Source organism: Streptomyces sp. NPDC051822 (assembly GCF_044452745.1).
Lineage (GTDB): Bacteria > Actinomycetota > Actinomycetes > Streptomycetales > Streptomycetaceae > Streptomyces.
The window spans coordinates 1001716-1023531 of record NZ_JBITBZ010000002.1 but is presented as its reverse complement, the minus strand read 5'-3'; the positions used below and the strand labels follow the sequence as shown (position 1 = coordinate 1023531).

The 21816-nt window shown below is 72.5% G+C and carries 15 protein-coding genes; 10 read left to right on the top strand and 5 right to left on the bottom strand.

Annotation, left to right across the window (positions count from 1 at the left end; genetic code table 11):
* Positions 1 to 116: 116 nt before the first annotated feature.
* Complete coding sequence (eccD, locus tag ACIA8N_RS10410; RefSeq protein ID WP_365786894.1) at positions 117 to 1598, bottom strand: type VII secretion integral membrane protein EccD; 1482 nt, start codon at positions 1596 to 1598, stop codon at positions 117 to 119.
* A 183-nt stretch (positions 1599 to 1781) separates the two neighbouring features.
* Between eccD and eccCa the strand changes: the two genes are divergently transcribed.
* The gene (gene eccCa, locus ACIA8N_RS10405) at positions 1782 to 5744 is read left to right on the top strand and encodes a type VII secretion protein EccCa (protein WP_365786892.1); all 3963 of its coding nucleotides are present in this window, start codon (positions 1782 to 1784) and stop codon (positions 5742 to 5744) included.
* A 105-nt stretch (positions 5745 to 5849) separates the two neighbouring features.
* A complete protein-coding gene (locus ACIA8N_RS10400; protein WP_365786890.1) occupies positions 5850 to 6155 on the top strand; it encodes a DUF397 domain-containing protein in 306 nt (101 codons plus the stop codon).
* Positions 6156 to 6223: 68 nt separating this feature from the next.
* On the opposite strand, the gene ACIA8N_RS10395 is transcribed toward ACIA8N_RS10400, so the two are convergent.
* From ACIA8N_RS10395 to eccB, 4 genes are all read right to left on the bottom strand, one after another.
* A complete protein-coding gene (locus ACIA8N_RS10395) occupies positions 6224 to 6514 on the bottom strand; it encodes a WXG100 family type VII secretion target (RefSeq protein WP_030206635.1) in 291 nt (96 codons plus the stop codon).
* 53 nt (positions 6515 to 6567) lie between these two features.
* A complete protein-coding gene (locus ACIA8N_RS10390; protein WP_030550882.1) occupies positions 6568 to 6900 on the bottom strand; it encodes a WXG100 family type VII secretion target in 333 nt (110 codons plus the stop codon).
* Between the two features lie 190 nt (positions 6901 to 7090).
* Complete coding sequence (mycP, locus tag ACIA8N_RS10385) at positions 7091 to 8209, bottom strand: type VII secretion-associated serine protease mycosin (protein WP_399416094.1); 1119 nt, start codon at positions 8207 to 8209, stop codon at positions 7091 to 7093.
* A 177-nt stretch (positions 8210 to 8386) separates the two neighbouring features.
* A complete protein-coding gene (eccB, locus tag ACIA8N_RS10380) occupies positions 8387 to 9937 on the bottom strand; it encodes a type VII secretion protein EccB (protein WP_365786885.1) in 1551 nt (516 codons plus the stop codon).
* Positions 9938 to 10125: 188 nt separating this feature from the next.
* Here eccB and eccE point away from each other — a divergent pair, with 188 nt between their 5' ends.
* The 8 genes from eccE (at position 10126) to ACIA8N_RS10340 (ending at position 21816) form a co-directional block, all read left to right on the top strand.
* A complete protein-coding gene (gene eccE, locus ACIA8N_RS10375) occupies positions 10126 to 11427 on the top strand; it encodes a type VII secretion protein EccE (RefSeq protein WP_365786883.1) in 1302 nt (433 codons plus the stop codon).
* Entirely contained in the window at positions 11427 to 12257 is an 831-nt protein-coding gene (locus tag ACIA8N_RS10370; RefSeq protein ID WP_365786881.1) for a hypothetical protein, read from the top strand. Before eccE ends, ACIA8N_RS10370 begins: the two co-directional genes overlap by 1 nt.
* A 229-nt stretch (positions 12258 to 12486) precedes the next feature.
* Positions 12487 to 15828 carry an SCO5717 family growth-regulating ATPase gene (locus ACIA8N_RS10365; RefSeq protein WP_365786879.1) on the top strand — a complete coding sequence of 1114 codons (3342 nt, stop codon included), beginning with the start codon at positions 12487 to 12489 and terminating at the stop codon, positions 15826 to 15828.
* 192 nt (positions 15829 to 16020) lie between these two features.
* Positions 16021 to 17862, top strand: a complete 1842-nt coding sequence (locus ACIA8N_RS10360) for an ABC transporter substrate-binding protein (protein WP_365786910.1) — start codon at positions 16021 to 16023, stop codon at positions 17860 to 17862.
* A 4-nt stretch (positions 17863 to 17866) separates the two neighbouring features.
* Positions 17867 to 18928: an ABC transporter permease gene (locus tag ACIA8N_RS10355; RefSeq protein WP_365786877.1), complete on the top strand. Its 1062-nt coding sequence runs from the start codon at positions 17867 to 17869 to the stop codon at positions 18926 to 18928.
* Positions 18925 to 19830: an ABC transporter permease gene (locus ACIA8N_RS10350; RefSeq protein ID WP_365786875.1), complete on the top strand. Its 906-nt coding sequence runs from the start codon at positions 18925 to 18927 to the stop codon at positions 19828 to 19830. The genes ACIA8N_RS10355 and ACIA8N_RS10350 overlap by 4 nt, the downstream gene beginning before the upstream one ends.
* Positions 19827 to 20813 (top strand): ABC transporter ATP-binding protein, encoded by a 987-nt coding sequence (locus tag ACIA8N_RS10345; RefSeq protein WP_365786873.1) that lies wholly within the window; start codon positions 19827 to 19829, stop codon positions 20811 to 20813. Before ACIA8N_RS10350 ends, ACIA8N_RS10345 begins: the two co-directional genes overlap by 4 nt.
* A 1-nt stretch (position 20814) precedes the next feature.
* Positions 20815 to 21816: an ABC transporter ATP-binding protein gene (locus ACIA8N_RS10340; protein ID WP_365786907.1), complete on the top strand. Its 1002-nt coding sequence runs from the start codon at positions 20815 to 20817 to the stop codon at positions 21814 to 21816.

The window sequence follows — 21816 nt, the reverse complement described above, 5'->3', positions numbered from 1 at the left end:
GTCCGATGGGCGCAGCTTCCAGGGCCTGGGAAGGCTTCCGGGAGCGCGTACACAAACGGCCGTCACACAGCGTACCAGCTCGCCGGAGCGCAGCAGCTGCCCTTTTGTGCGGGGGCCTACTTGCTGGTGAGGGAGCGGACCGCGGAGAACACGTCGAGGACGGCGAGGCAGAGCGGGACGAGGGAGAGCAGGACGAAGCCCTCGGCCAGGTCGAGGAGCCGGCCCCAGAACGGCGAGAGGCCCTTCCTCGGGATGATCAGGCCGATCGCGGTGATCAGCGCGGCGCCGGCGGCGACGGACGCGGTGAGCCAGATCGTACGGATGTCCAGGCCGCCCCGGTCCCCGTACATGAGGAGGTCCTTGACCAGGTCGGCCGGCGGGTTGAGGGACAGGCCGAGGACGAGCAGCGCGATGGCGGAGATGCCGGCGACGAGGACGCAGGCGACCTGCGAGGTGTAGCGGAACAGGCGGGCGCGCAGCAGCATCGCCAGGCCTGCGGCGAGGGCGAGGAGCTGGCCCCAGACGTTTCCGGCGAAGCCGAGGACGGCGGCGGAGCCGACGACGACGGCCGCGCAGCCGCCGACCAGGCCGAGCAGCATCTCGTGGCCGCGGCGGGCCTGGAGCGCGATGCGCTCGCCGTCGACGGGCTGCGCGTCCTCGCCAGCCGGGTACTGCTGCTGCTCGCCGAGGAACTCGTCGTCGGCGGCGCTGCGCGGGGCGGCGTAGCCGATGGGGAGCCGCGCGAAGCGGGCGGAGAGGCCGGGCAGGAAGGCGACGAGGCCGATGGCGACGGGGGCGCAGACGGCGGCGGTCTCGGTCGCGGTGGCCTCGGTGAGGATCATGAGGAAGGTCGCGAGGGTGCCGACGGCCGCGAGGAAGGTGGCGGCGACGAAGGGCGCGTCACCGCTGGGGGTGAGCGCGACCAGGGCCACCGAGGCGACGAGGACGGTGACGCAGCCGAGCAGGAACTGCAGGCGGCCGGGGCCCGCCCCGGCGTCGGGGCCGACGATGCCGGAGCCGGCGATGAGGAGCAGCGGCAGGGCGCCGAGGCCGAGGGCGACGGCGGTCGCCCGGTCGCCGTACACACGGGCCCGGACACCGGCGAACGCGGTGAGGAGGAGGCCTGCGGCGCCCGCGATGATCCCGGGCAGGCTGTGCATGTCGTGGCGGACCGGGTCGGCGAACCAGAGGACGAAGCCCATGAGGACGAGGAGCAGCACGCCGCCGAGGAGTCCGGCGCCGCGCAGCAGCTCGTCGCTCCACAGGTGCCGGTCGCGGGTGACGGCGGAGGCGACGGCGTCGGACACGTCGTCGTAGACGGCCGGCGGCAGGGACTGCGCGAAGGGGCGCAGGGAGAGCACCTCGCCGTCGAGTACCTGCTGGGCGGCGAGGGTGCGGGCGCCGTCGAGGACCGACCCGTCCCGGCGGACCAGGTGGTAGCCGGTGGGGGTGCCGGCGGCCTGGGTCTGCCCGGTGAGCCGCAGGATCTCCGGGTAGACGTCGGCGACGGCGATGTCCTCGGGGAGCGCGACGTCGATGCGGCTGTCCGGCGCCACGACGGTGACGCGGCAGAAGCCGGTCGCTGCGGTCGTACTCACGTGTGTGGACCCCCTGATTCGCGGTTGCGCACGATGCGCGCGCCACCCTACCGGGGACGGCCGGTGGGGGCTGCAAGTAGGATCGCCGTCCCATGGGGGAAGTCCGTGCGCCCGGCTGCCGACAGGGGTGCCGGGCGGATGCTCCCGCCACGAACCCGCCTCCAACGAGGGATTGATGCGCCGGTGAGCCAGATCGTCGTCAAACGCCCGCCGAGGTCTCTTCCGCCGGAAGTGCCCGGTGGGGAACTGGTCCTGGAGTCTCCGCCGGAACTGCCGCGGGGACAGCAGGAGTCGGCGTTGATGCAGCTCCTGCCGATGCTCGGCATGGGTTCGTCGGTGGTCTTCTTCTTCATGACGCCGTCGGCGATCATGCGGATCATGGGCACCCTGATGCTGGTGTCGACGATCGCGATGGCCGTCGCCCAGTTCGTCAGATTCCGTCGCGGTACGCAGGGGCAAATGTCAGATGTCCGCCGCGACTACCTCAAATACCTCGCGCAGACCCGGCGTACGGTCCGGCGCACGGCGCGCAGGCAGCGGGACGCGCAGCTGTATCTGCACCCCTCTCCCGAGCAGTTGTGGTCGGTGGTGGCCGAGGGTTCGCGGGTGTGGGAGCGGCGGGTCGGCGACCATGACTTCGGGCAGGCCCGGATCGGCCTCGGGGCGCAGCAGTTGGCGACTCCGCTGGTGGCGCCCGACACGGCTCCGGTGGACGAGCTGGAGCCGCTGTGCGCGGGGGCGATGCAGCAGTTCCTGGCGGTGCACGGCACCTTGGACGGGCTGCCGATGGCGGTCTCGATGCGCGCCTTCTACCACGTGACGGTGTCGGGTGAGACGGAGTCGGCGCAGGCCGCGGCGCGCGCCCTGGTGGCGCAGCTGGTGACCCTGCACTCCCCCGAGGACCTGATGCTCGCCGTGGTGGCGGCGCGGCCCGCGCAGGAGCGCTGGGACTGGACGAAGTGGCTGCCGCACACGCAGGTGTCGGGTCAGTCCGACAGCTATGACGGTGCCGGTACGAAGCGGCTGTTCGGCGATGACCTGGGCGAGCTCGAGAACCTGATCCGGTCGAAGCTGGACGGGCGGCCGCGGTTCTCCCGGGAGAACCAGCCGGTCCTCGACCAGCCGCACGTGGTCGTGGTCCTCGACGGCGGGATGGTGCCGCCGGACTCGCTGCTCGCCGCGCCGGAGGGCCTTCAGGGCGTGACGATCGTGGAGGTGGTCTCCGGCGACCTCGACGAGCCGCGCGGTGGCCTCTCCGTGGTCGTACGGCCGGGCAGGCTGCGCCTGGAGTCGGGCGGCGGCTTCGCCTACGAGGGGCTGCCGGACGGCATCTCGCTGCCGGCGGCCGAGGCGCTGGCCCGGCAGCTCGCGCCGCTGCGGATGGGCGGCGGGGACGACGACGAGCCGCTGCTCGCCAATCTGGACTTCACGGATCTGCTGAGCCTGGGCGACGCGGCCTCGGTGGACGTGGCGCGGACCTGGCGGCCCCGGTCGGTGGCCGAGCGGCTCCGGGTGCCGATCGGTGTCGGCGAGGACGGCCAGCCGGTCATGCTGGACCTGAAGGAGGCCGCCCAGGAGGGCATGGGCCCGCACGGTCTGTGCGTGGGCGCGACGGGTTCCGGCAAGTCGGAGCTGCTGCGGACGCTGGTCCTGGGTCTCGCGGTGACGCACTCCTCGGAGACGCTGAACTTCGTCCTCGCGGACTTCAAGGGCGGCGCGACCTTCGCGGGCATGTCGCAGATGCCGCACGTGGCGGCGGTCATCACCAACCTGTCGGACGACCTGACCCTGGTCGACCGCATGGGCGACGCGATCCGCGGCGAGCTGCAGCGGCGCCAGGAGCTGCTGCGGTCGGCGGGCAACTACGCGAACATCCACGACTACGAGAAGGCGCGGGCGGCGGGTGCCCCGCTGGAGCCGCTGGCCTCGCTGGTCCTGGTGATCGACGAGTTCTCCGAGCTCCTGACGGCCAAGCCTGACTTCATCGACATGTTCATCCAGATCGGCCGCATCGGCCGTTCGCTGGGTGTGCATCTGCTGCTCGCGTCGCAGCGCCTGGAGGAGGGCAAGCTGCGCGGTCTGGACACGTACCTCTCGTACCGGATCGGTCTGCGGACCTTCTCGGCGGCGGAGTCGCGGACGGCGATCGGTGTGCCGGACGCGTACCACCTGCCGTCGGTGCCGGGTTCGGGGTACCTGAAGTTCGGTACGGACGAGATGACCCGCTTCAAGGCGGCGTACGTCTCGGGCACGTACCGGACGGGCGGGCCCCGGCTGGAGATCGGTCAGATGCCGGTGGAGCGGCGCCCCGCGCTGTTCACGGCGGCGCCGGTGCCCGTGGTGTACGCGGCGCCGGACCCGGCGTATCTGACGGCGCTGCGGGCCGAGGAGGACGACGCGCTCGCGGACACCGTCCTCGACGTGATCGTGCGGCGGCTCGAGGGCCAGGGGGTGCCGGCGCACCAGGTGTGGCTGCCGCCGCTGGACCAGGCGCCCTCGCTCGACCAGCTTCTTCCGGGTCTCGCGCAGACGGCGGACCGGGGGCTCACGGCGACGGAGTACACGCGTCAGGGCGGGCTCACGGTGCCGCTCGGTCTCATCGACAAGCCGTTCGAGCAGCGGCGCGAGGTGCTGTACCGGGACTTCTCCGGCGCCGCCGGTCACATGATGGTGGTGGGCGGTCCGCAGTCCGGCAAGTCGACGATCATGCGGTCGCTGATCTCGTCGTTCGCGCTCACCCACACCCCCGCCGAGGTGCAGTTCTACTGCCTGGACTTCGGTGGCGGCGGCATGGTGTCGCTCGCCGACCTGCCGCACGTCGGCGGGGTGGCGTCGCGGCTCGACCCCGAGCGGGTGCGGCGGACGGTCGCCGAGGTGCTGGGCGTGCTGAACCGGCGGGAGGAGTTCTTCCGTACGCACTCCATCGACTCGATGACGACCTACCGGCGCAAGCGGGCCGCGGGCGAGCTGCCGGGCGAGGCCTGGGGCGACGTCTTCCTGGTCGTCGACGGCTGGGGCGGCTTCCGCAACGACTACGACATGCTGGAGCCGATCGTCGCCGACCTCGCGGCGCGCGGTCTGGGCTACGGCATCCACGTGGTGATCACCGCCTCCCGCTACATGGAGGTGCGGGCGGCGCTCAAGGACCAGATGCTGGGCCGTCTCGAACTGCGGCTCGGTGACGTCATGGACTCCGAGTTCGACCGGAAGGTCGCGGCGAACGTGCCGCCCGGGGTGCCGGGGCGCGGCCAGGTGCCGGAGAAGCTGCACTTCATGGGGGCGCTGCCGCGGATCGACGGATCGAGCTCGGCCGCAGACCTGGCGGAGGGCACGGCGGCGTTCGTCCAGGCGGTACGGGCGAGCTGGACCGGGGCGCCTGCCCCGGCGGTGCGGCTGCTGCCGCGCAAGCTGCCGGCGGAGCGGCTGCCGAAGGGCTTCGAGTACCCGCAGCACGGCATCGCGATCGGTATCGACGAGACGAACCTGGAGCCGGTGTTCGTCGACTTCGAGTCGGATCCGTTCTTCCTGATCTTCGGTGAGAGCGAGTCCGGGAAGACGGCGCTGCTGCGGCTCATCGCGAAGCAGCTGTGCGAGCGGTACACGCCGGAGCAGGCGCGGATCGTGGTGGGCGACTACCGGCGCACCATGCTGGAGGCGGTGGCGCCCTCGCACCTCCTGGAGTACGCGCCGATGGCCTCGGCCATGCAGATGCACATGGAAGCGATCAACACGGTGATGACGAGGCGGGCGCCGAAGCCCGACATCACACCGCAGCAGCTGCGGGACCGCAGCTGGTGGACGGGCCCGCAACTCTTCGTCCTGGTCGACGACTTCGAGCTGGTGGCGACCAACTCGGGGAACCCGCTCGCCGCCCTGGTGGAGAACCTGCCGTTCGCGCGTGACGTCGGCGTCCGGTTCATCGTGGCGCGCAGCCAGGCCGGTGCCTCCCGGGCGATGTACGAGCCGTTCATGCAGCGCATGCGGGAGCTGGGCGCGCAGGGCATGGTCCTCTCCGGCGATCCGCAGGAGGGCGACATCCTGGGCAGCGTCCGGGCCCGTCCGATGCCGCCGGGCCGGGGCACGTTCGTGTCGCGGAAGCGGGGCACGCCGCTGGTGCAGCTGGGCTGGCTTCCGGAGCAGCACTGACCGTCGGGCCGGCCGCCGGGTCGCCACTCGTTTCCGGCTGAACGGAACGGTCCCTCCCAACTAGTGTGGGAGGGACCGACGTACCACCGCGAAGGGAACGCGCCGATGACTGACGCAGGCACCAGGACGAGCAGCGCCGACAGCGCGGCCGACAGCGCAGCGGACAGCGCTCTGGCCGCCGAGAAGCAGCGCCAGAAGGACGAGCTGTACGCGCTGGACATCTCCGGCGTCGAGTGGGAGGGCGCCCCGGGGACGAGCCCGGACGAGGAGCGGGTGGAGATCGCGAAGCTCCCCGACGGGGCGGTGGCGATGCGTTCGTCCCTCGACAAGGAGACGGTGCTTCGCTACACGAAGGCCGAGTGGGACGCGTTCGTCCTGGGCGCCCGTGACGGCGAGTTCGACCTCCGCTGACGACAGCGGGTACGCGTGAGGGGGTGGCCCGTGGGAACGGGCCACCCCCTCACGCGTGCTGCGCGGTCTCACATCATGCGGAACCGGGCGGCGTTGCCCTTGTCGGTGTCCTGGTAGCCCATGACCGACTCGTCGAGGAGCTGGGCGATGCGCGCCAGGTCCTGGTTCATGCCGGCCATGTCGCGGGTCAGGCGGTCCTGGCTCTCGCGGTAGGCGACCTTCGCCTCGCCCTCCCAGTTGGAGGCGACGCGGTTCACCTCGGCCATGAGGTCGTCGAGCTTCTGGGTGAGCGTGCTGGAGGTGAGGCGGGTGTCGGCCGCCGCCTGCGTCACGGTGTCGTAATTGACCGCAGTGGTCATGATGATGACTCCTGAAGTTTGAGTGGCGCGGAGGACTGGTCGGGTCGGACGGCTCAGACGCCGAGGATGGCGCTCTGACCGCCGGAGCTGTCCATGGTGCGGAAGGACCGGAGGCGGTCCTCCTCCTCCTGCGTGAACCCGTCGGCGCTCATGCGCATGATCTCCTCGAGCTTGGTGAGCTCGGCGCGCATGCTGCGCAGACGCATGTTCAGGTCGTTCTGGACCCGGTCGTACTCCTTGCTCGCAGCGCCCTGCCAGCCCGCCTGGACGCGGTCGACCACGCCGTTGAGGGAGGTGATGCGGGACTGGAGCTCGTCGGAGAAGTCCTGGATCCGGCCGGCGAGCTTGACTTGTTCGGCACTGGTTACGTTCAGGTCTTTCGACATCTTGCCCCTTCTTCCTTCGGCGGCGTCGACGGCTGTGCCGTCGGGCCGTCCGGTCGTGATGCGGACGGGAATCTTCTGATGCCGCCCCCGTGCTGGGATCGCACTGCCGTGCGCCCAGCGGTCACTTTAGCCATTGACGGCGGCAGTTCCAACTGCAAAGGAAGGTCCGGATACTTGACCGGTACGCGGGTCAACGGGCCCCCCTCCGGCGGTGGGTGTCGCGGATCACGGTGGCGGTTCCGGCGACCACGGCCACCAGGACGACACCGATCCCCAACGCGTAGGTGGCGAGCCGCTCGGAGCGCTCCTGAGGCGTCTCCGACAGCGCCAGACGGGCCGGCTCGGGGGCCGGCGGCTTGGGCGGCCCCGGATCGGGCGTGGGCGAGGAGGGAGGCGTGCCGGGGGTGTCGGCGAGCGCCCGCACCGGGTCGACCACGCCCCAGCCGACGTGGTTGTCGCGTCCGTTGACGGAGCGGACCGCGGTCTGCTGGATCCGGGTGACGATCTGCGCGACCGTCCACTTCGGGTACTTGGCGCGGAGCAGGGCGGCTACGCCGGCGACGTACGGGGCGGAGAAGCTGGTGCCGTTGTCGACGCACTGGCCGCCGCCGGGGACGGTGGAGACGATGTCGACGCCGGGCGCCGCGACGCCCACGAAGGTGCCGGACTGGGAGAACGGAGCGCGCTCGTTGTTGCGGTCGGAGGAGGCGACGGCGAGGACGCCGGGGAAGGCCGCCGGGTACGTGTTCTTGAGCTTGCCGTCCATGCCGTCGTTGCCGGCGGAGGCCACGACGACGACGCCCGCCTTGATCGCGCGGGCGATCGCGAGGCCCATGGGCGAATCGTCCGCGAGGGGCTGGGTGGTGTCCTGCGAGATGTTGATGACGTCCGCGTCCTTGGCCACGGCATGGTCGATCGCCAGTGCCATCGTGTCGGACTTGCCGCTGTTCTTCTCGTCGTTCTGCCGGATCGGGATGATCGTCGCCTCGGGGGCGATGCCGACGAAGCCGGTGCCCTTGCGGGGGCGGGCGGCGATGATGCCGGCGACCTTGGTCCCGTGGCCGACGTCGTCGACGGTGCCGTCGGTCTTGCCGCGCTTCTCGTCGCCGAAGCCGGGGTTCTTCTTGTCGGGCTTCAGGTAGTCCTTGCCCGCCTTGGCGTCGACGGCGGGCCGCAGCTGCTGGTTGACGTCGTCGACTCCCGTGTCGATGACGGCGACCCGGACGCCCTTGCCCTTGGTGTCCTGCCACAGCTCGTCCAGGAGGACCCGCTGGAGCGGCCAGGGGGTGCCCTCGATCTGCTTCTTCATCGGGAAGGTGCACTCGCCGCTGCCGTCGAGGGCGGGACCGTCCTCGCGGGGAGCGGCAGCCGCCGCGGGCGCCGCGAGGAGGGCGGTGAGGGTGCCCGCGGCGAGCAGGGCGGCCGCGCGGTGGGCCGCGGGGCGGCACACGGCCGCGCGGTTCGTCGTCGTCACCGGTGCCACCCCCTAGGAACCCTGCGGCTGACGCGCGCTGTTGGTGTCGAGCCGGGGACCCTTCGACAGGAACTCCGACCATTCGATCGGGACGCGGGCCGGCATGACCTTCTCGTAGCCGAGACGCTTCTGGGCGTCGCTGGGCTCCGGGCGTTCGTCGGTGGGCTGCTCCTTGTCGCCCGCGCCGATCTCGGAGCGGGCGGAGTCGCTGTCGCCGTTGGCCTGGACGGCGTAGCGCAGGCCGGTGTCGGTGACCAGGAACAGCGAGCCGTCGGGCGTCTGCTGGCCGCTGCCCTGGGTCTGGGTGTAGAGCAGGCCGGTGCCGGGGGTGACGTACGTGCTGGTGCCGCCGGCGGTGATGTCTGCGGGGTACTCGGTGCCGGCCCAGGTGGTGAGGGTCGTCCCGCCCTTCTCGTCGACGCCGGTGAGGACGCTGCAGACGGTGTCGCGGGCGCCCGCGCCGGTGGCGGCGTTGACCGTCCTGGACTGCAGCCGCGGCCAGCGCGCGGCGGCGTGGAAGACGGTGGGGTCCGGGACGAAGGAGGAGGCGTCGACGGTGGTCGCCTTGCCGTCCATGTCGAGGACGTTGGTCTGCCGGGAGCTGATGAGCAGCCAGGCGGTGAACGGGGAGACCGGCTGGACCTTCCCGGCGAGGACGACGTAGTTCTGGGGTCCGGAGCCGGTCTGGGCGAGGAGGACCATGCCGATCCGGCTCTCGGTGGCGTTCAGGGTGCTGCCGGGGACCTCGGTGGGGGCGCCGACCTCTCCGTCGATGCGGGGGAAGTCCACCTCGTCACCGGTCTTCAGGGTGGCGAGCCAGTCGTCGGTGACGGCCTGCGGCTCCTTGGCGGGGCCGACGAGGGCGGTGAGCAGCCCGACGGAGTCGGCCTTCAGCGGGTACTTGGTGCCCGTGTGGTCCACGAGGAACTGGGCGGCGCCCTTCTGTCCCTTGACGTAGAGGACCTCGCCGTCCTTGAGCCGGCCGGCTCCCTCGGTGCGCTTCAGGTCCCGCTCGGCGAAGAGGAAGGTCGCCTTCTGGACGCCGGCGCCCGCACCGCCGCCGGGCTGCTCGCAGACCGCCCAGCGCTTGGGCTTGCCGGCTTCGTCGGCCGTGGGCAGCCGGTCGGGGGCGTACGGGATGCCGAGGATCGGGCCGCGCGGCGGCTTGCCCTTGTCGAGCTCCTTGTCGGCGACCTGGACGACCTGGAACTGGTCGGGGTTGAGGAGGAGTCGCGCGGAGGCGAGGTTGAGGACGGGGTGGAGCAGGGTCTTCTTGTCCTTGCCCTTGCCGGTCTCCAGGACCACGTACCGGGTCGTCGACTGCTTGCCGACGATCACCCGGGTGCCGGGAACGTCCCAGCCCTTGGGGGCCTGGGGGCTGAACATGCCCCAGGCGCCGAAGCCGGCGACGACGAGCGCGGCGACGATCAGCCCGGGGACGATCGCGCGCAGCGGCCTCGGCGCCCCCTCCTCCGTGCCGGAGGGCGAGGGTTGGAGGAATGCCGCCACCGTGCGCTTCTTCGCAAAGGTGTACGCGTTGAGCTCGTCCCGCCGCGATGCCATGAGTCCCCATTCTCGTCAGGCGCGATCTTCGCGCGGGAGCCGGGGAGTGGCACCCGGGCCCCGGCCGTCGGACCGGCCCCCTACTATGCCTGCTGTCCCGTGGTGTTCGTGGGGCGGGTAGGGTGATCCGGCCGCCAAAGCCCTGGCAGGCCAGGGTGATCGGGACGAATTGAGGGGGATTCTCCATCATGGCTTCCGCGACGCGGACGCGGCCCGCCGCGGCCACCGCCTCCGAACCCCCGCCCACGGGACCCGTCTCCTCGGTCTCACCGAGGCTTCAGGCACGTCCGGGACACTTCGGTTCGTTCCGATTGCAACAGCTCGTACTGATCGAGGTGGCGGCGGCCCTGCTCGCGGTCGCCTGGGTCGTCGATCCGATGCTGCTGGTGCCCGCGGGCGTGGTCGCCGTCGTGCTCCTGCTCCTCGCGGTCGTACGACGCCACCGGCGCTCGCTGCCCGAGTGGCTCGGCACCTTCCTCGCGCTGCGGGCCCGAAGCCGCCGGGCGTCGTCGTTCACGGTGCCGGAGGGCACGGAGCCGGGGTTCGCCCCGGTCGTGGAGTGCGACCCGGCGCTGCGGACCTACGCCTACAGCGACCGGGACCGGCGGCCGGTCGGCATGGTCGGCGACGGCACCTTCCTGACCGCCGTTCTTCGGGTCGAGTCGGACGGCACGGCGCTGCGTCCCGACCGGGCGGCGCGGCCACTGCCCGTGGGGCTCGTCCGGGACGTGCTGAGCGTGGACGGCATCCGGCTGGAGTCGGCGCAGATCGTGCAGCACACCCAGCCGGCGCCCGCGCCGCACCTGCCCGCGCAGTCGATGGCGGCGCGCAACTACGGGCCGCTGCAGGCGCAGACGGGTTCGCCCGCGGTACGGATCACCTGGATCGCGCTCAAGCTCGACCCCGAGCTGTGCCCGGAGGCGGTCGCCGCGCGCGGCGGCGGCCTGGCGGGTGCGCAGAAGTGCGTGGTCCGGGCGGCGGACCAGCTGGCGAGCCGGCTGGCCGGCGCCGGTTTCCGGGCGAGCGTCCTGACGGAGCAGGAGCTGACCTCGGCGATCGCCACCTCCACCTGTGCGAGCCCGATGGCGATAGCGCAGGCGGGCCGGGGGCAGGCGCAGGGGCGGCGGACGCAGGAGACCGCCAGGACCTGGCGGGTCGACGACCGGCGGCACACGACGTACTGGGTGGGCCGCTGGCCCCAGTTGGGCGGCCAGGGCGGCTCTGGGGCCTCGATGCCTCAGCTGGTGGCCCTGCTGACCTCGCTGCCCGCGCTCGCGACGACGTTCAGCCTGACGCTGAGCGGTGGGGACCGGCAGGAGGTGACGGTGACCGGACACGTACGGATCACCGGACGGAGCGACGAGGAGCTGGTGACCGCGCGGCACGAACTCGAGCGTGCGGCGCGCGGGGTGAGGACGGGCCTGGTGCGGCTCGACAGGGAACAGGTGCCCGGCATCCTCGCGACGCTTCCGCTGGGGGGTGCGCGCTGATGTCCTCCTCCGCTTCCTCTTCCTCCTTCGGTACGCCGGCCCGTTCCGGCAGGCCGGCCTCGCGCGGTACGGATCCGCGGGGTGGTTCCGCCCGGGGTACGGACGCCCGGGGTACGGGGCGGGGCGCGCGACCCCGGTTCGGTTTCGGGCTCGTCGGCCCGCGCCGCGACCGGCACTCCGTCCCCCTCGACCAGCTCGACGCGCTGGCCCTGCCGGTCGGCGACGACGGCATGGTGATCGGCGTCGACGCCGAGAGCCGCCCGGCCGTGCTCGGCATCAACCGGCCCGTCCCGTACGACATCACCCTCATCGGCGGCCTGTGGACCGCTCAGGTGCTCGCGCTGCGGGCGGCCGCCACGGGCGCCCGGGTGGCGGTCGAGACCGGCCGCGCGCAGGCGTGGACGGCGCTCGCGCAGGCCGCGGGCGGCGGACAGCCGTGCATCTCGCTGCACGACGTGGGGCGGGTGCCGCCGCAGGGCGCGTCCGCCGGCAGTCCGGTGGTCGTGGTGCGCGACTGCGGCATGCGGCCGCCGCGCGGCCGGGTCGTGTCGGCGCCCTGGCAGTCGGTGCTGACGCTGCTGCCCTATCTGAGCCCGGTGGCGCCCCGGCTCCTGGAGAAGTCCTCGCTCGTCGGCGTCCAGCGGGTCTCCCCCGACGAGGCCGCGCAGATCGGCCGCATCATGAGCCTGCCGCGCCACGAGTACGAGGCCCTGTCCACGCTCGCGGACGGGGTGACCCTCTGGTGCACGCCGAGCGACCGCCAGTTCGTCATGACGCAGGCGACGGACGCCGAGACCGGATTGTTGGGCGGCGCGCGCCGGATGGACTGAGCGGCGACGGAACGGCGCGAAGTCGTGCAGGTACGTCCGCTTTTGCAATGTTTTGAACGGTGGGGGTTTTCACTCTGTGGCGCGGTCAGGTCACTTGGGCCCCTGACCGGTTCACGGGGAGGGGCGCGGAGGGGCCTTCGGGCCTGCCCGGGGGTTGCCCGCGCCGATTAGGGTGGAAGGGCCCCGCCCCACCACGGCACAAGGGTGCTCGACCACACCAGGAGGCAAAGTGAACGGCGATCGCGACGAGATCCACGGGGGTTGGAATCCGCCCGCCGACGATCAGTCCGACGCGGATCCCGCCGAGATGACGGGTGAGTTCACCATCGACTACACCCCGCCCGCCTGGTACACGCAGAACGCGTCGGGCGGTGCGGGGGCGGGCGGTGCCACTCCCCCGCCGCCGAGCGGAGCGCCGCTCCCCGTACCGGGCCTCCCGGCGGGCAGCGGCTTCGAGCCGAGCTGGAACGCGGGGGCTCCGCCGGCGGGGACGGGCGAGGTCGCGGTGCCTCCCGCGACTCCCGTGAGCCCGCCGGCTCCGGTGACTCCGGCTCCGGTGGCTCCGGCTCCGGTGGCTCCGGTCGTCACGGCTCCACCGGCCGCGGGTCTTCCTCCGGTCGGTACGACTCCGCCGGGTGCGGGTGAGCCTCCCGTGGCGGGTACCTCCGCTCCCGCCCCCTCATCCGTTTCCACACCGGAGGCCTCCGCCTCCGGAGGGCCCTCCGGAGGGCCCTTCGGAGGTGGGGACATCGAGAGCGGGGCGACCATGCGCTTCTCCCCCGCCGCGCTCCAGCAGGAGATGGCGGAGCGTGCGGCGCAGGCGGAGGCATCGGCCGCCGCGGCGACGCCCGATGTCACGACGGGCGAGACGGACACGACGGACACGACGGACGCAGGTCAGGCGCCCGTCCCGGGTCCGGACCGCCAGGACGGCGACGCGACTCCGGCCGCGAACGCCGATGCCCCCGGCCCTGACGGCTCCTCCGCGGAAGACGCCACCGCCAACGACGGCAGCGTGTCGGCGCGGGCCGAGCCCGCGGCGACGAGCAGCGACACCGCGGAATCGGCCGCGACGGCCGACGCGACCGAGCCTGGTGCGGAGAGCACCGGCGACACGGAGGCCGCCGAAGGCGCCGACGGGGAGTCCCGAGCGGTCGCCGACGCCCCCGTTTCCGCCGCTGCCGCCGAGGCTCCCGGCGAGTCCGCGGCCCCCGAGGTCCACCCGGCCGCCGCCGCGCCCGCGGCACCCGCCGCCTACCCGCACCCCGACGCACCGCAGGGCTTCAGCCCCGGCGCCGCTGCGGGCGCAGCTCCCGGGCCCCTTCCCGCCGCCGGTCCGCAGGCCGGTGCGGGCGCCGGGCTGCCGCCGCTGCCGCCGTCCTTCCAGCCGGCCGCGCCCGCCCCCGCCCAGCAGTGGCCCGCCCAGCAGGCCCAGGCCGCCCAGCCGGCGCCCCAGGCCGCGCCGCTGCCGCCCGCCGCCGCCTGGCCCCCGCCCGAGACTCCCGCCGCGCCCGGCCCCGTACCGCCGCACGCCCAGCCGTACCCCCAGGCGCAGCCGCAGCCCCAAGCCCAGCCGCCGGGTTCCTACGGCTATCCGCAGGCTCCTCAGACGCCCCAGGCGCCCGCTCCCGGCCCGCAGGGCGGCTACGGCTACCCGCAGTCCGGGACGCCCCCGCAGCAGGGCGGTTACGGCTACCCGCAGCAGCCGGGTGTCCCCGGTGGCGTGCCTCCGCAGGCGCGGATGCCGGGCGGCGGGTACGGCTACCCGCACCCCGCCGCCGTACCCCCGCAGGCCTCCGCACCCCAGCCGCCGCAGGACCCGCATCAGCCGGTCGACCCGCGGACCGGGGCCGCGTGGCCCTCGCCCGTGACGCACGACCAGCGCGAGCGTTCCGTGCCGGGCGCCCCGCTCGGGTACAACGCGGCCGTCGAGCTGTCCTCGGACCGGCTGCTGCGGAACAACAAGCAGAAGCCGAAGTCCAGCCGGACGCCCGGTGGCGCCGCCCGTTTCAAGCTGGGCGGGAAGAAGGAGGAGGCGGAGCGGCAGCGCAAGCTGGAGCTGATCCGCACGCCGGTCCTCTCCTGCTACCGGATCGCGGTCATCTCGCTCAAGGGCGGTGTCGGCAAGACCACGACGACCACCGCGCTCGGCGCGACGCTGGCGACCGAGCGGCAGGACAAGATCCTGGCGATCGACGCCAACCCGGACGCCGGCACGCTGGGCCGCCGGGTGCGGCGCGAGACCGGGGCGACCATCCGCGACCTGGTGCAGGCGATCCCGTACCTGCACTCGTACATGGACATCCGCCGGTTCACCTCGCAGGCGCCCTCGGGTCTGGAGATCCTCGCCAACGACGTGGACCCGGCGGTCTCGACGACCTTCAACGACGAGGACTACCGGCGCGCGATCGACGTCCTCGGCAAGCAGTACCCGATCATCCTCACGGACTCGGGCACCGGTCTGCTGTACAGCGCGATGCGCGGGGTGCTCGACCTCGCCGACCAGCTGATCATCATCTCCACGCCCTCGGTGGACGGCGCCTCCAGCGCCTCGACGACGCTGGACTGGCTCTCCGCGCACGGCTACGCGGATCTGGTGCAGCGCTCCATCACGGTCATCTCGGGGGTCCGCGAGACCGGCAAGATGATCAAGGTCGAGGACATCGTCCAGCACTTCCAGACCCGTTGCCGCGGTGTCGTGGTCGTGCCCTTCGACGAGCACCTGTCGGCCGGCGCCGAGGTGGACCTCGACATGATGCGGCCGAAGACCCGGGAGGCGTACTTCCACCTCTCGGCGATGGTGGCCGAGGACTTCGTACGGGCGCAGCAGGCGCAGGGGCTCTGGACCGGCGACGGCCAGGGCGCGCTGCCTCCGCACATGGCCCCGCCCATGCCGGGCGGCCCGCAGATGCCGGGACAGCCGATGCCGGGCGGGCAGCCCATGCCCGGTCAGCCCATGCCGGGCGGTCAGCCCGTGCCCGGACAGCCGGTGCACGGCCGGCCGATGCCGGGGCAGCCCGCGCCCGGTCAGTTCGCGCCGGGGCAGCCCGTACCGGGTCAGTTCGCGCCCGGGCAGCCCGTACCCGGTCAGCCGTACGGGGCGCAGCCCGCCCCCGGGCAGCCGTACCCGCAGCAGCAGCCCTACGGACAGCAGCCGGCTCCGGGTCAGCCGTACGGCGCGCAGCCCGCGCCCGGACAGCCGTACGGAGCACCTCCCGCGCAGGGACAGCCGATGCCCGGTCAGCCGATGCCCGGTCAGCCCGGGCCGGGTGGGCAGCCGTACGGTGCGCAGCCGGGGCCGGGTGCGCAGCCCGCGCCGGGTCAGCCGTACGGAGCACAGCCCGCGCCCGGACAGCCGTACGGGCCGCCCCCCGGCCAGGCCGGGATGCCCCAGGGCTGGCAGCAGCCGCAGCCCGGTCAGCCGCTGCCCCCGCAGGCGGATCCGCAGGATCACGGCTCCGGGTTCGGCCAGGGACCCGGTCAGGGTCACGATCAGGGACAGGCCCAGGTCCCGCCGCCCGAGTGGCACGCCGAGCAGCCTCCGCAGGCTCCGCCAGCCCCTCAGCAGTAAGGCGTCACAGGAGTAGACCAATGAGGCCCCGTACCGGTTTCCCGGTACGGGGCCTCTTGGCATTCGCGCAGCCCACAAGGGGTTTGACGGATCGTTGACGACGGCAGACCACCGCTGATAAACCTTCGCTTCACCCATCGTCAGCCCAAGATCCACGACAGATCCCCCGACGCGAGGTCACGTCCCATGGTCATGGTCACGAAGGCTCCACCCCGTCCCGCCCCCGTCGCCCACAGAGCACTCCGCCTGCTGCTCGCCTCCGGTGTCACCGCCGTCTCGCTCGTGGCCGCCCCCGGTACCGCCGCCGCGGAGGACGCCACGTCCGCCGCCCCGAAGACGCTCACCGTCGCCGTCTCGCAGAGCATCGACTCGCTGAGCCCGTTCCTCGCGCAGAAGCTCACCTCGACCAGCATCCACCGGCTGGCGTACGAGTACCTCACCAACTACGACGCGAAGGACGCCCGCCCGATCCCGGGCCTGGCGACCGCGTGGACCCCCTCGCCGGACAAGCTGACCTGGACGTACACGATCCGCGAGGACTCGACCTGGTCGGACGGGAAGCAGGCCACCGCCGAGGACGCGGCCTGGACCTTCAACAAGATGATGACCGACCCGAACGCCGCCACCGCCAACGGCAGCTTCACGGCCAACTTCGCGAAGGTCACCGCCCCCGACCCGCGGACGCTCGTCATCCGGCTGAAGAAGCCGCAGGCGACGATGGCGGCGCTCGACGTGCCGATCGTGCCGAAGCACGTGTGGGAGAAGGTCGGCGACTTCTCGAAGTTCAACAACGACAAGCAGTTCCCCATCGTGGGCAACGGCCCGTTCGTCATCACGGACTACAAGGTCGACCAGTACATCAAGCTCAAGCCGAACAAGAACTTCTGGCGGGGCGCGCCGAAGTTCGACGAGCTGGTCTTCAAGTACTACAAGGACGGGGACGCCGCCGTCGCCGCCCTCCAGAAGGGCGAGGTGTCCTTCGTACCGAACCTGACGCCCGCCCAGGCCGACGCCCTCAAGACGCAGAAGAACATCAAGGTCAACGACGCGCCCGGCCGCCGCTTCTACGCCCTCGCCACCAACCCGGGCGCGAAGGCGCAGGACGGCAGGACCTTCGGCAACGGACACAAGGCGCTGCTCGACCCGGCCGTGCGCAAGGCGCTCTTCCTCGCGGTCGACCGGACGGCCCTGGTCGACAAGGTCTTCCAGGGCCACGCCGTCGAGGGCGAGGGCTACATCCCGCCGCGCTTCGGCTCGTACTTCTGGAAGCCGGCGGACGGACAGAAACGGGCGTACGACCCCGCCGAGGCGGAGAAGGTCCTCGACGCGGCCGGGTACCGGAAGAACGCCGAGGGCAAGCGCATCGGCAAGGACGGGAAGCCGCTGGCCTTCCGGATCCTCTGCCACGCCACCGACCCGAACGACAAGGCGGTCGGCAAGTACCTCACGGAGTGGTGGGGCAAGCTCGGCATCGGTCTGAAGGTCGAATGCCTCGACAGCGTGTCGGACCCGTGGGTCAAGGGGGACTACGACCTCGCCTTCGACGGCTGGTCCGTGAACCCCGACCCGGACTACGTCCTCTCGATCCACACCTGCGGGACGCTGCCGGCCACTCCGAAGGACACCGGCGCCACCGACAACTTCATCTGCGACAAGGAGTTCGACGGGCTCTACGCGCAGCAGGCGGTGGAGTACGACGCCGCCAAGCGGGCGGATCTGGTGAAGCGGATGCAGTCCCGGCTGTACGACACGGGGTACATGAACATCATGGCCTACCCGAACGCCCTGGAGGCGTACCGCACGGACCAGATCGCGTCCATCACGACCATGCCGGAGGCCGCCGGCAACCTGTGGGGACAGGACGGCTACTGGAGCTGGTGGTCGGCCGTGCCCACGGCCTCGGCCGCCGGGGAGAAGGAGAGCTCCTCCTCGGCCGGCCTCTGGCTCGTCGTCGGCCCCGCCGCGATCGTGCTCCTGGGCGTGGGCCTCTGGGCCGCCCGCCGCCGCCGCTCCACCGCCGACGACCGCGAGTAGGAACGTGACGACGGCAAGCACTCCCGCCGACGTGGCGCGGGCCGAGAAGGCCCGCGCCACGGACGGCGCACCCCGCACCGGTTCCTCCCTCGGCTATCTCCGCCACGCGGCGGGGAAGCTGGGCGGCGCGCTCGTCTCGCTGTTCGCCGTTCTCGTCACCAGCTTCTTCCTCTTCCGGATCATCCCCGGTGACCCGGTGAAGGCGATGACGCACGGCGTGCCCACCTCCGCCGGACAACTCGCGACGCTCCGGCGTCAGTTCGGCCTCGACCTGCCGCTGTGGCAGCAGTTCACCGACTACTGCGCCAAGGCGCTCAGCGGTGACCTCGGCACCTCGTTCCAGTTCCGCGCCCCGGTCGGGGAGCTGATCGCGGAGAAGCTGCCCGCGACCCTGCTCCTCACCGGGGTCGCCGTGGTGATCTACTCGGCGCTCGGGCTCTGGCTCGGCACCCGCTCGGCCTGGCGCCACGGCGGCCTCGGCGACAAGCTGAACACCGGCCTCGCGCTGACCCTGTGGTCGGTGCCGTCGTTCTGGCTCGGACTGCTGCTGATCATCGTGTTCTCCGTGGGCATGGGGCCGGTCCCCGGGCTCTTCCCGACCGGCGGCATGGAGTCGGGCACGGGCGAGACGGGATTCGCGTACGTCCTCGACGTGGCCCACCACCTGGTGCTGCCCGTCGTCACGCTCGTGGCCGTCGGGTACGCGCAGACCCTGCTCGTGATGCGCTCCTCGCTCCTCGACGAGATGGGGGGCGACTATCTGACGACGGCGCGGGCGAAGGGCCTGCGCGACGACGCCGTGCGGCGCCGGCACGCCGTACCGAACGCGCTCCTGCCGACCGTCACCATGATCTTCATCAATCTGGGCCATGTGGCCGCCGGTTCGATCCTGGTGGAGACGGTGTTCTCCTGGCCGGGGCTCGGCGGGCTGTTCTACCAGGCGCTCAGCGTGCCCGACCTGCCCCTCGTCCAGGGGCTCTTCGTGGTCTTCGCCGGAGCGATGATCCTGATGAACCTGATCGCCGACCTGCTCTATCCGCTGCTCGACCCCCGGGTGGGCCGATGACCTCAGTGAACCCGACCGCGTCGTCGCTGGCATGGGAGCGGCGCCGGACCTCGGTGTCCCGCTTCTGGAAGCAGTACCGGACCCATCGCGCCGGGCTCTTCGGCCTCGCCGCGCTGGCCCTGATCGCCCTGCTCGCCCTCACCGCCCCGCTGCTCGTCGGCGCCGACGTGCAGTCGGTGACGAAGGCCCCCGGCACGGCCCTGGAGTCACCGAGCGCCGAATTCCCGCTCGGAACGGACCAGTTCGGCCGCTCCCTGTTGGGGCTGCTGATCTGGGGGGCGCGGATCTCACTGATCGTCGGTCTGCTCGCGGCGGCCCTCTCGGTCGCCATCGGCACCCTCGTGGGGATCATCGCCGGGCACTACGGCGGCTGGTTCTCGACCGTCGTCATGCGGATCACCGACTGGTTCCTGGTGATGCCCACCCTGGTCCTCGCGATCGTGCTCGCCACCGTCATGTCCCGGTCGATGTGGACGGTGGTCCTCGCGATCGGCGTGACCTCCTGGCCGACCACCGCCCGCCTGGTCCGGGCCCAGACCATCGCCGTCGAGTCCCGCCCGTACATCGAACGGGCGACGGCGCTCGGCGGCGGTCACCGGCACGTCATGAGCCGGCACGTGCTGCCCAACGTGATGCCGCTGGTCCTCGCGCAGACCACGCTCGGCATCTCCACCGCCATCCTCACCGAGGCGACCCTCGCCTTCCTCGGGCTCGGCGATCCGACGGTCGTCTCCTGGGGCGGAATGCTCCAGGACGCCCGCGAGGCGGGTGCGGTCTCCTCCGGACACTGGTGGTACCTGGCCCCGCCGGGCATCGCCATCGCGCTGGTCGCCCTCGCCTTCACGCTCTGCGGCCGGGCCGTCGAGTCCGTGCTCAACCCGAAGCTGGGGGTGGGTCGATGAACACGACGCATGCGCGGAGCCTCCTGGAGGTACGCGGTCTGAGCGTGACGTACGGGTCGGGCGCGAGCGCCGTGCCCGCCGTGCGCGGGGTCGACCTGACGCTGGAGGCAGGCAGCAAGCTCGGTGTGGCCGGCGAGTCCGGCTGCGGCAAGTCCACACTGGCGCTCGCGCTGCTGCGGCTGCTTCCGTCCTCGGCGCGGATCGAGGGCCGGATCCTGCTCGACGGCGACGACGTCCTCGCCATGCGGTGGGGACAGCTCCGGGCCGTGCGCTGGGCGGGTGCCTCGATCGTCTTCCAGGGCGCGATGCACTCGCTCAACGCGGTGCACCGGATCGGGGACCAGATCGCCGAGCCGCTGCTCGTCCACGGCCGCGCCACCCCCGCGGCGGCCCGTCGGCGCACCGGGGAGCTGCTCGAACACGTCGGTCTGCCCGCCGCGCGCGCGGCCGCCTACCCGCACGAGCTGTCCGGCGGGCAGCGGCAGCGCGTGATGATCGCGATGGCCCTGGCCTGCGACCCCCGGCTGATCGTCGCGGACGAGCCGACGACGGCGCTCGACGTGATGATCCAGGCGCAGATCCTGCGGCTGATCGAGCGGCTCGTCGCCGAGCAGTCCATCAGCCTCCTGATGATCAGCCACGACCTCGCGGTCCTCGCCGACACCTGCGACCGGCTCGCCGTGATGTACGCGGGCCGGGTCGTCGAGGAGGGGCCGGCGCGGGCGGTGTACGAGGCCGCCGTGCACCCCTACGGCCGGGCGCTCTCCTCGGCGTTCCCGCGCGTCGGGGACCTCGCGTCCCGGCGGGCGCCACGGGGACTGCCGGGCGACCCGCCGGATCCGGCGGACCTGCCCGGAGGCTGCACCTTCCATCCGCGCTGCCCGGTGGCCGTCGACGCCTGCGGGACGAGCGACCAGGAACTGCGGGAGGCGGGTGCGGGTCACCGGGCCGCCTGCGTGCATGTGGGAGTACGACATGAGTGACATGAGTACGGAGACGACGACGGGGCCGCTGCTGTCGGCGCGCGGACTGCACGTCACCTTCCCCGGGCGGCGGGGCGCGGCCACCGCGCGCGCGGTCGACGGGGTGGACCTCGACATCGGCGCGGGCGAGATCGTGGCGCTCGTCGGGGAGTCGGGCTGCGGCAAGACGACGCTCGCGCGCTCGCTGCTCGGCCTGGTCAGGCCCACGTCGGGCACGGTCGCGTTCGACGGGCAGCCGCTCGGTTACTCCTCCGGGGCCCTCAAGGCCTACCGGAAGCGGGCGCAGCTGGTCCTGCAGGACCCGAGCGGTTCGCTGAACCCCCGGCACACCGTGTACGACGCGGTGGCGGAGGGGCTGCGGATCCACGGGGTCCACCGGACGGGGACCGGCGAGCGGGAGGCGGTCGCCGGGGCTCTCGCGCGGGCCGGACTGCGGCCCCCCGAGCGCTTCTTCCTGCGCTATCCGCACGAGCTGTCCGGCGGGCAGCGGCAGCGGGTGGTGATCGCGGGGGCGCTCGTCCTGGAGCCCGAACTCATCGTCGCCGACGAGCCGGTGGCCTCCCTCGACGCGTCCGTACGGGGCGAGATCCTGGCGCTGCTGCTGCGCCTGCGGGACGAACTCGGTCTGTCCGCGCTGGTGGTGACGCACGACCTGGGGCTCGCGTGGAACATCGCGGACCGGGTGGCGGTGATGTACCTCGGCCGGGTGGTGGAGACCGGCACGGTGGAGTCCGTACTGACCAGTCCGCAACACCCTTACACACGGGCACTGTTGTCGGTGCTTCCGGAGTCCGGGGACGCTCCGGTGGTGCTCACCGGCGAGCCCCCGGACCCGTCACGCATCCCGTCCGGGTGCCGCTTCCACGCCCGCTGCCAGGTCCTCGCCTCGGGTGAGGCCGCGGCGGTCGCGGACCGCTGCCGCGGCGAGAACCTGCCGGTTCTCGGCGGCAGCGGGGCACAGGCGGTGGCCTGCCACTGGGTGACGCGGGAGGCGGTGGTCTGA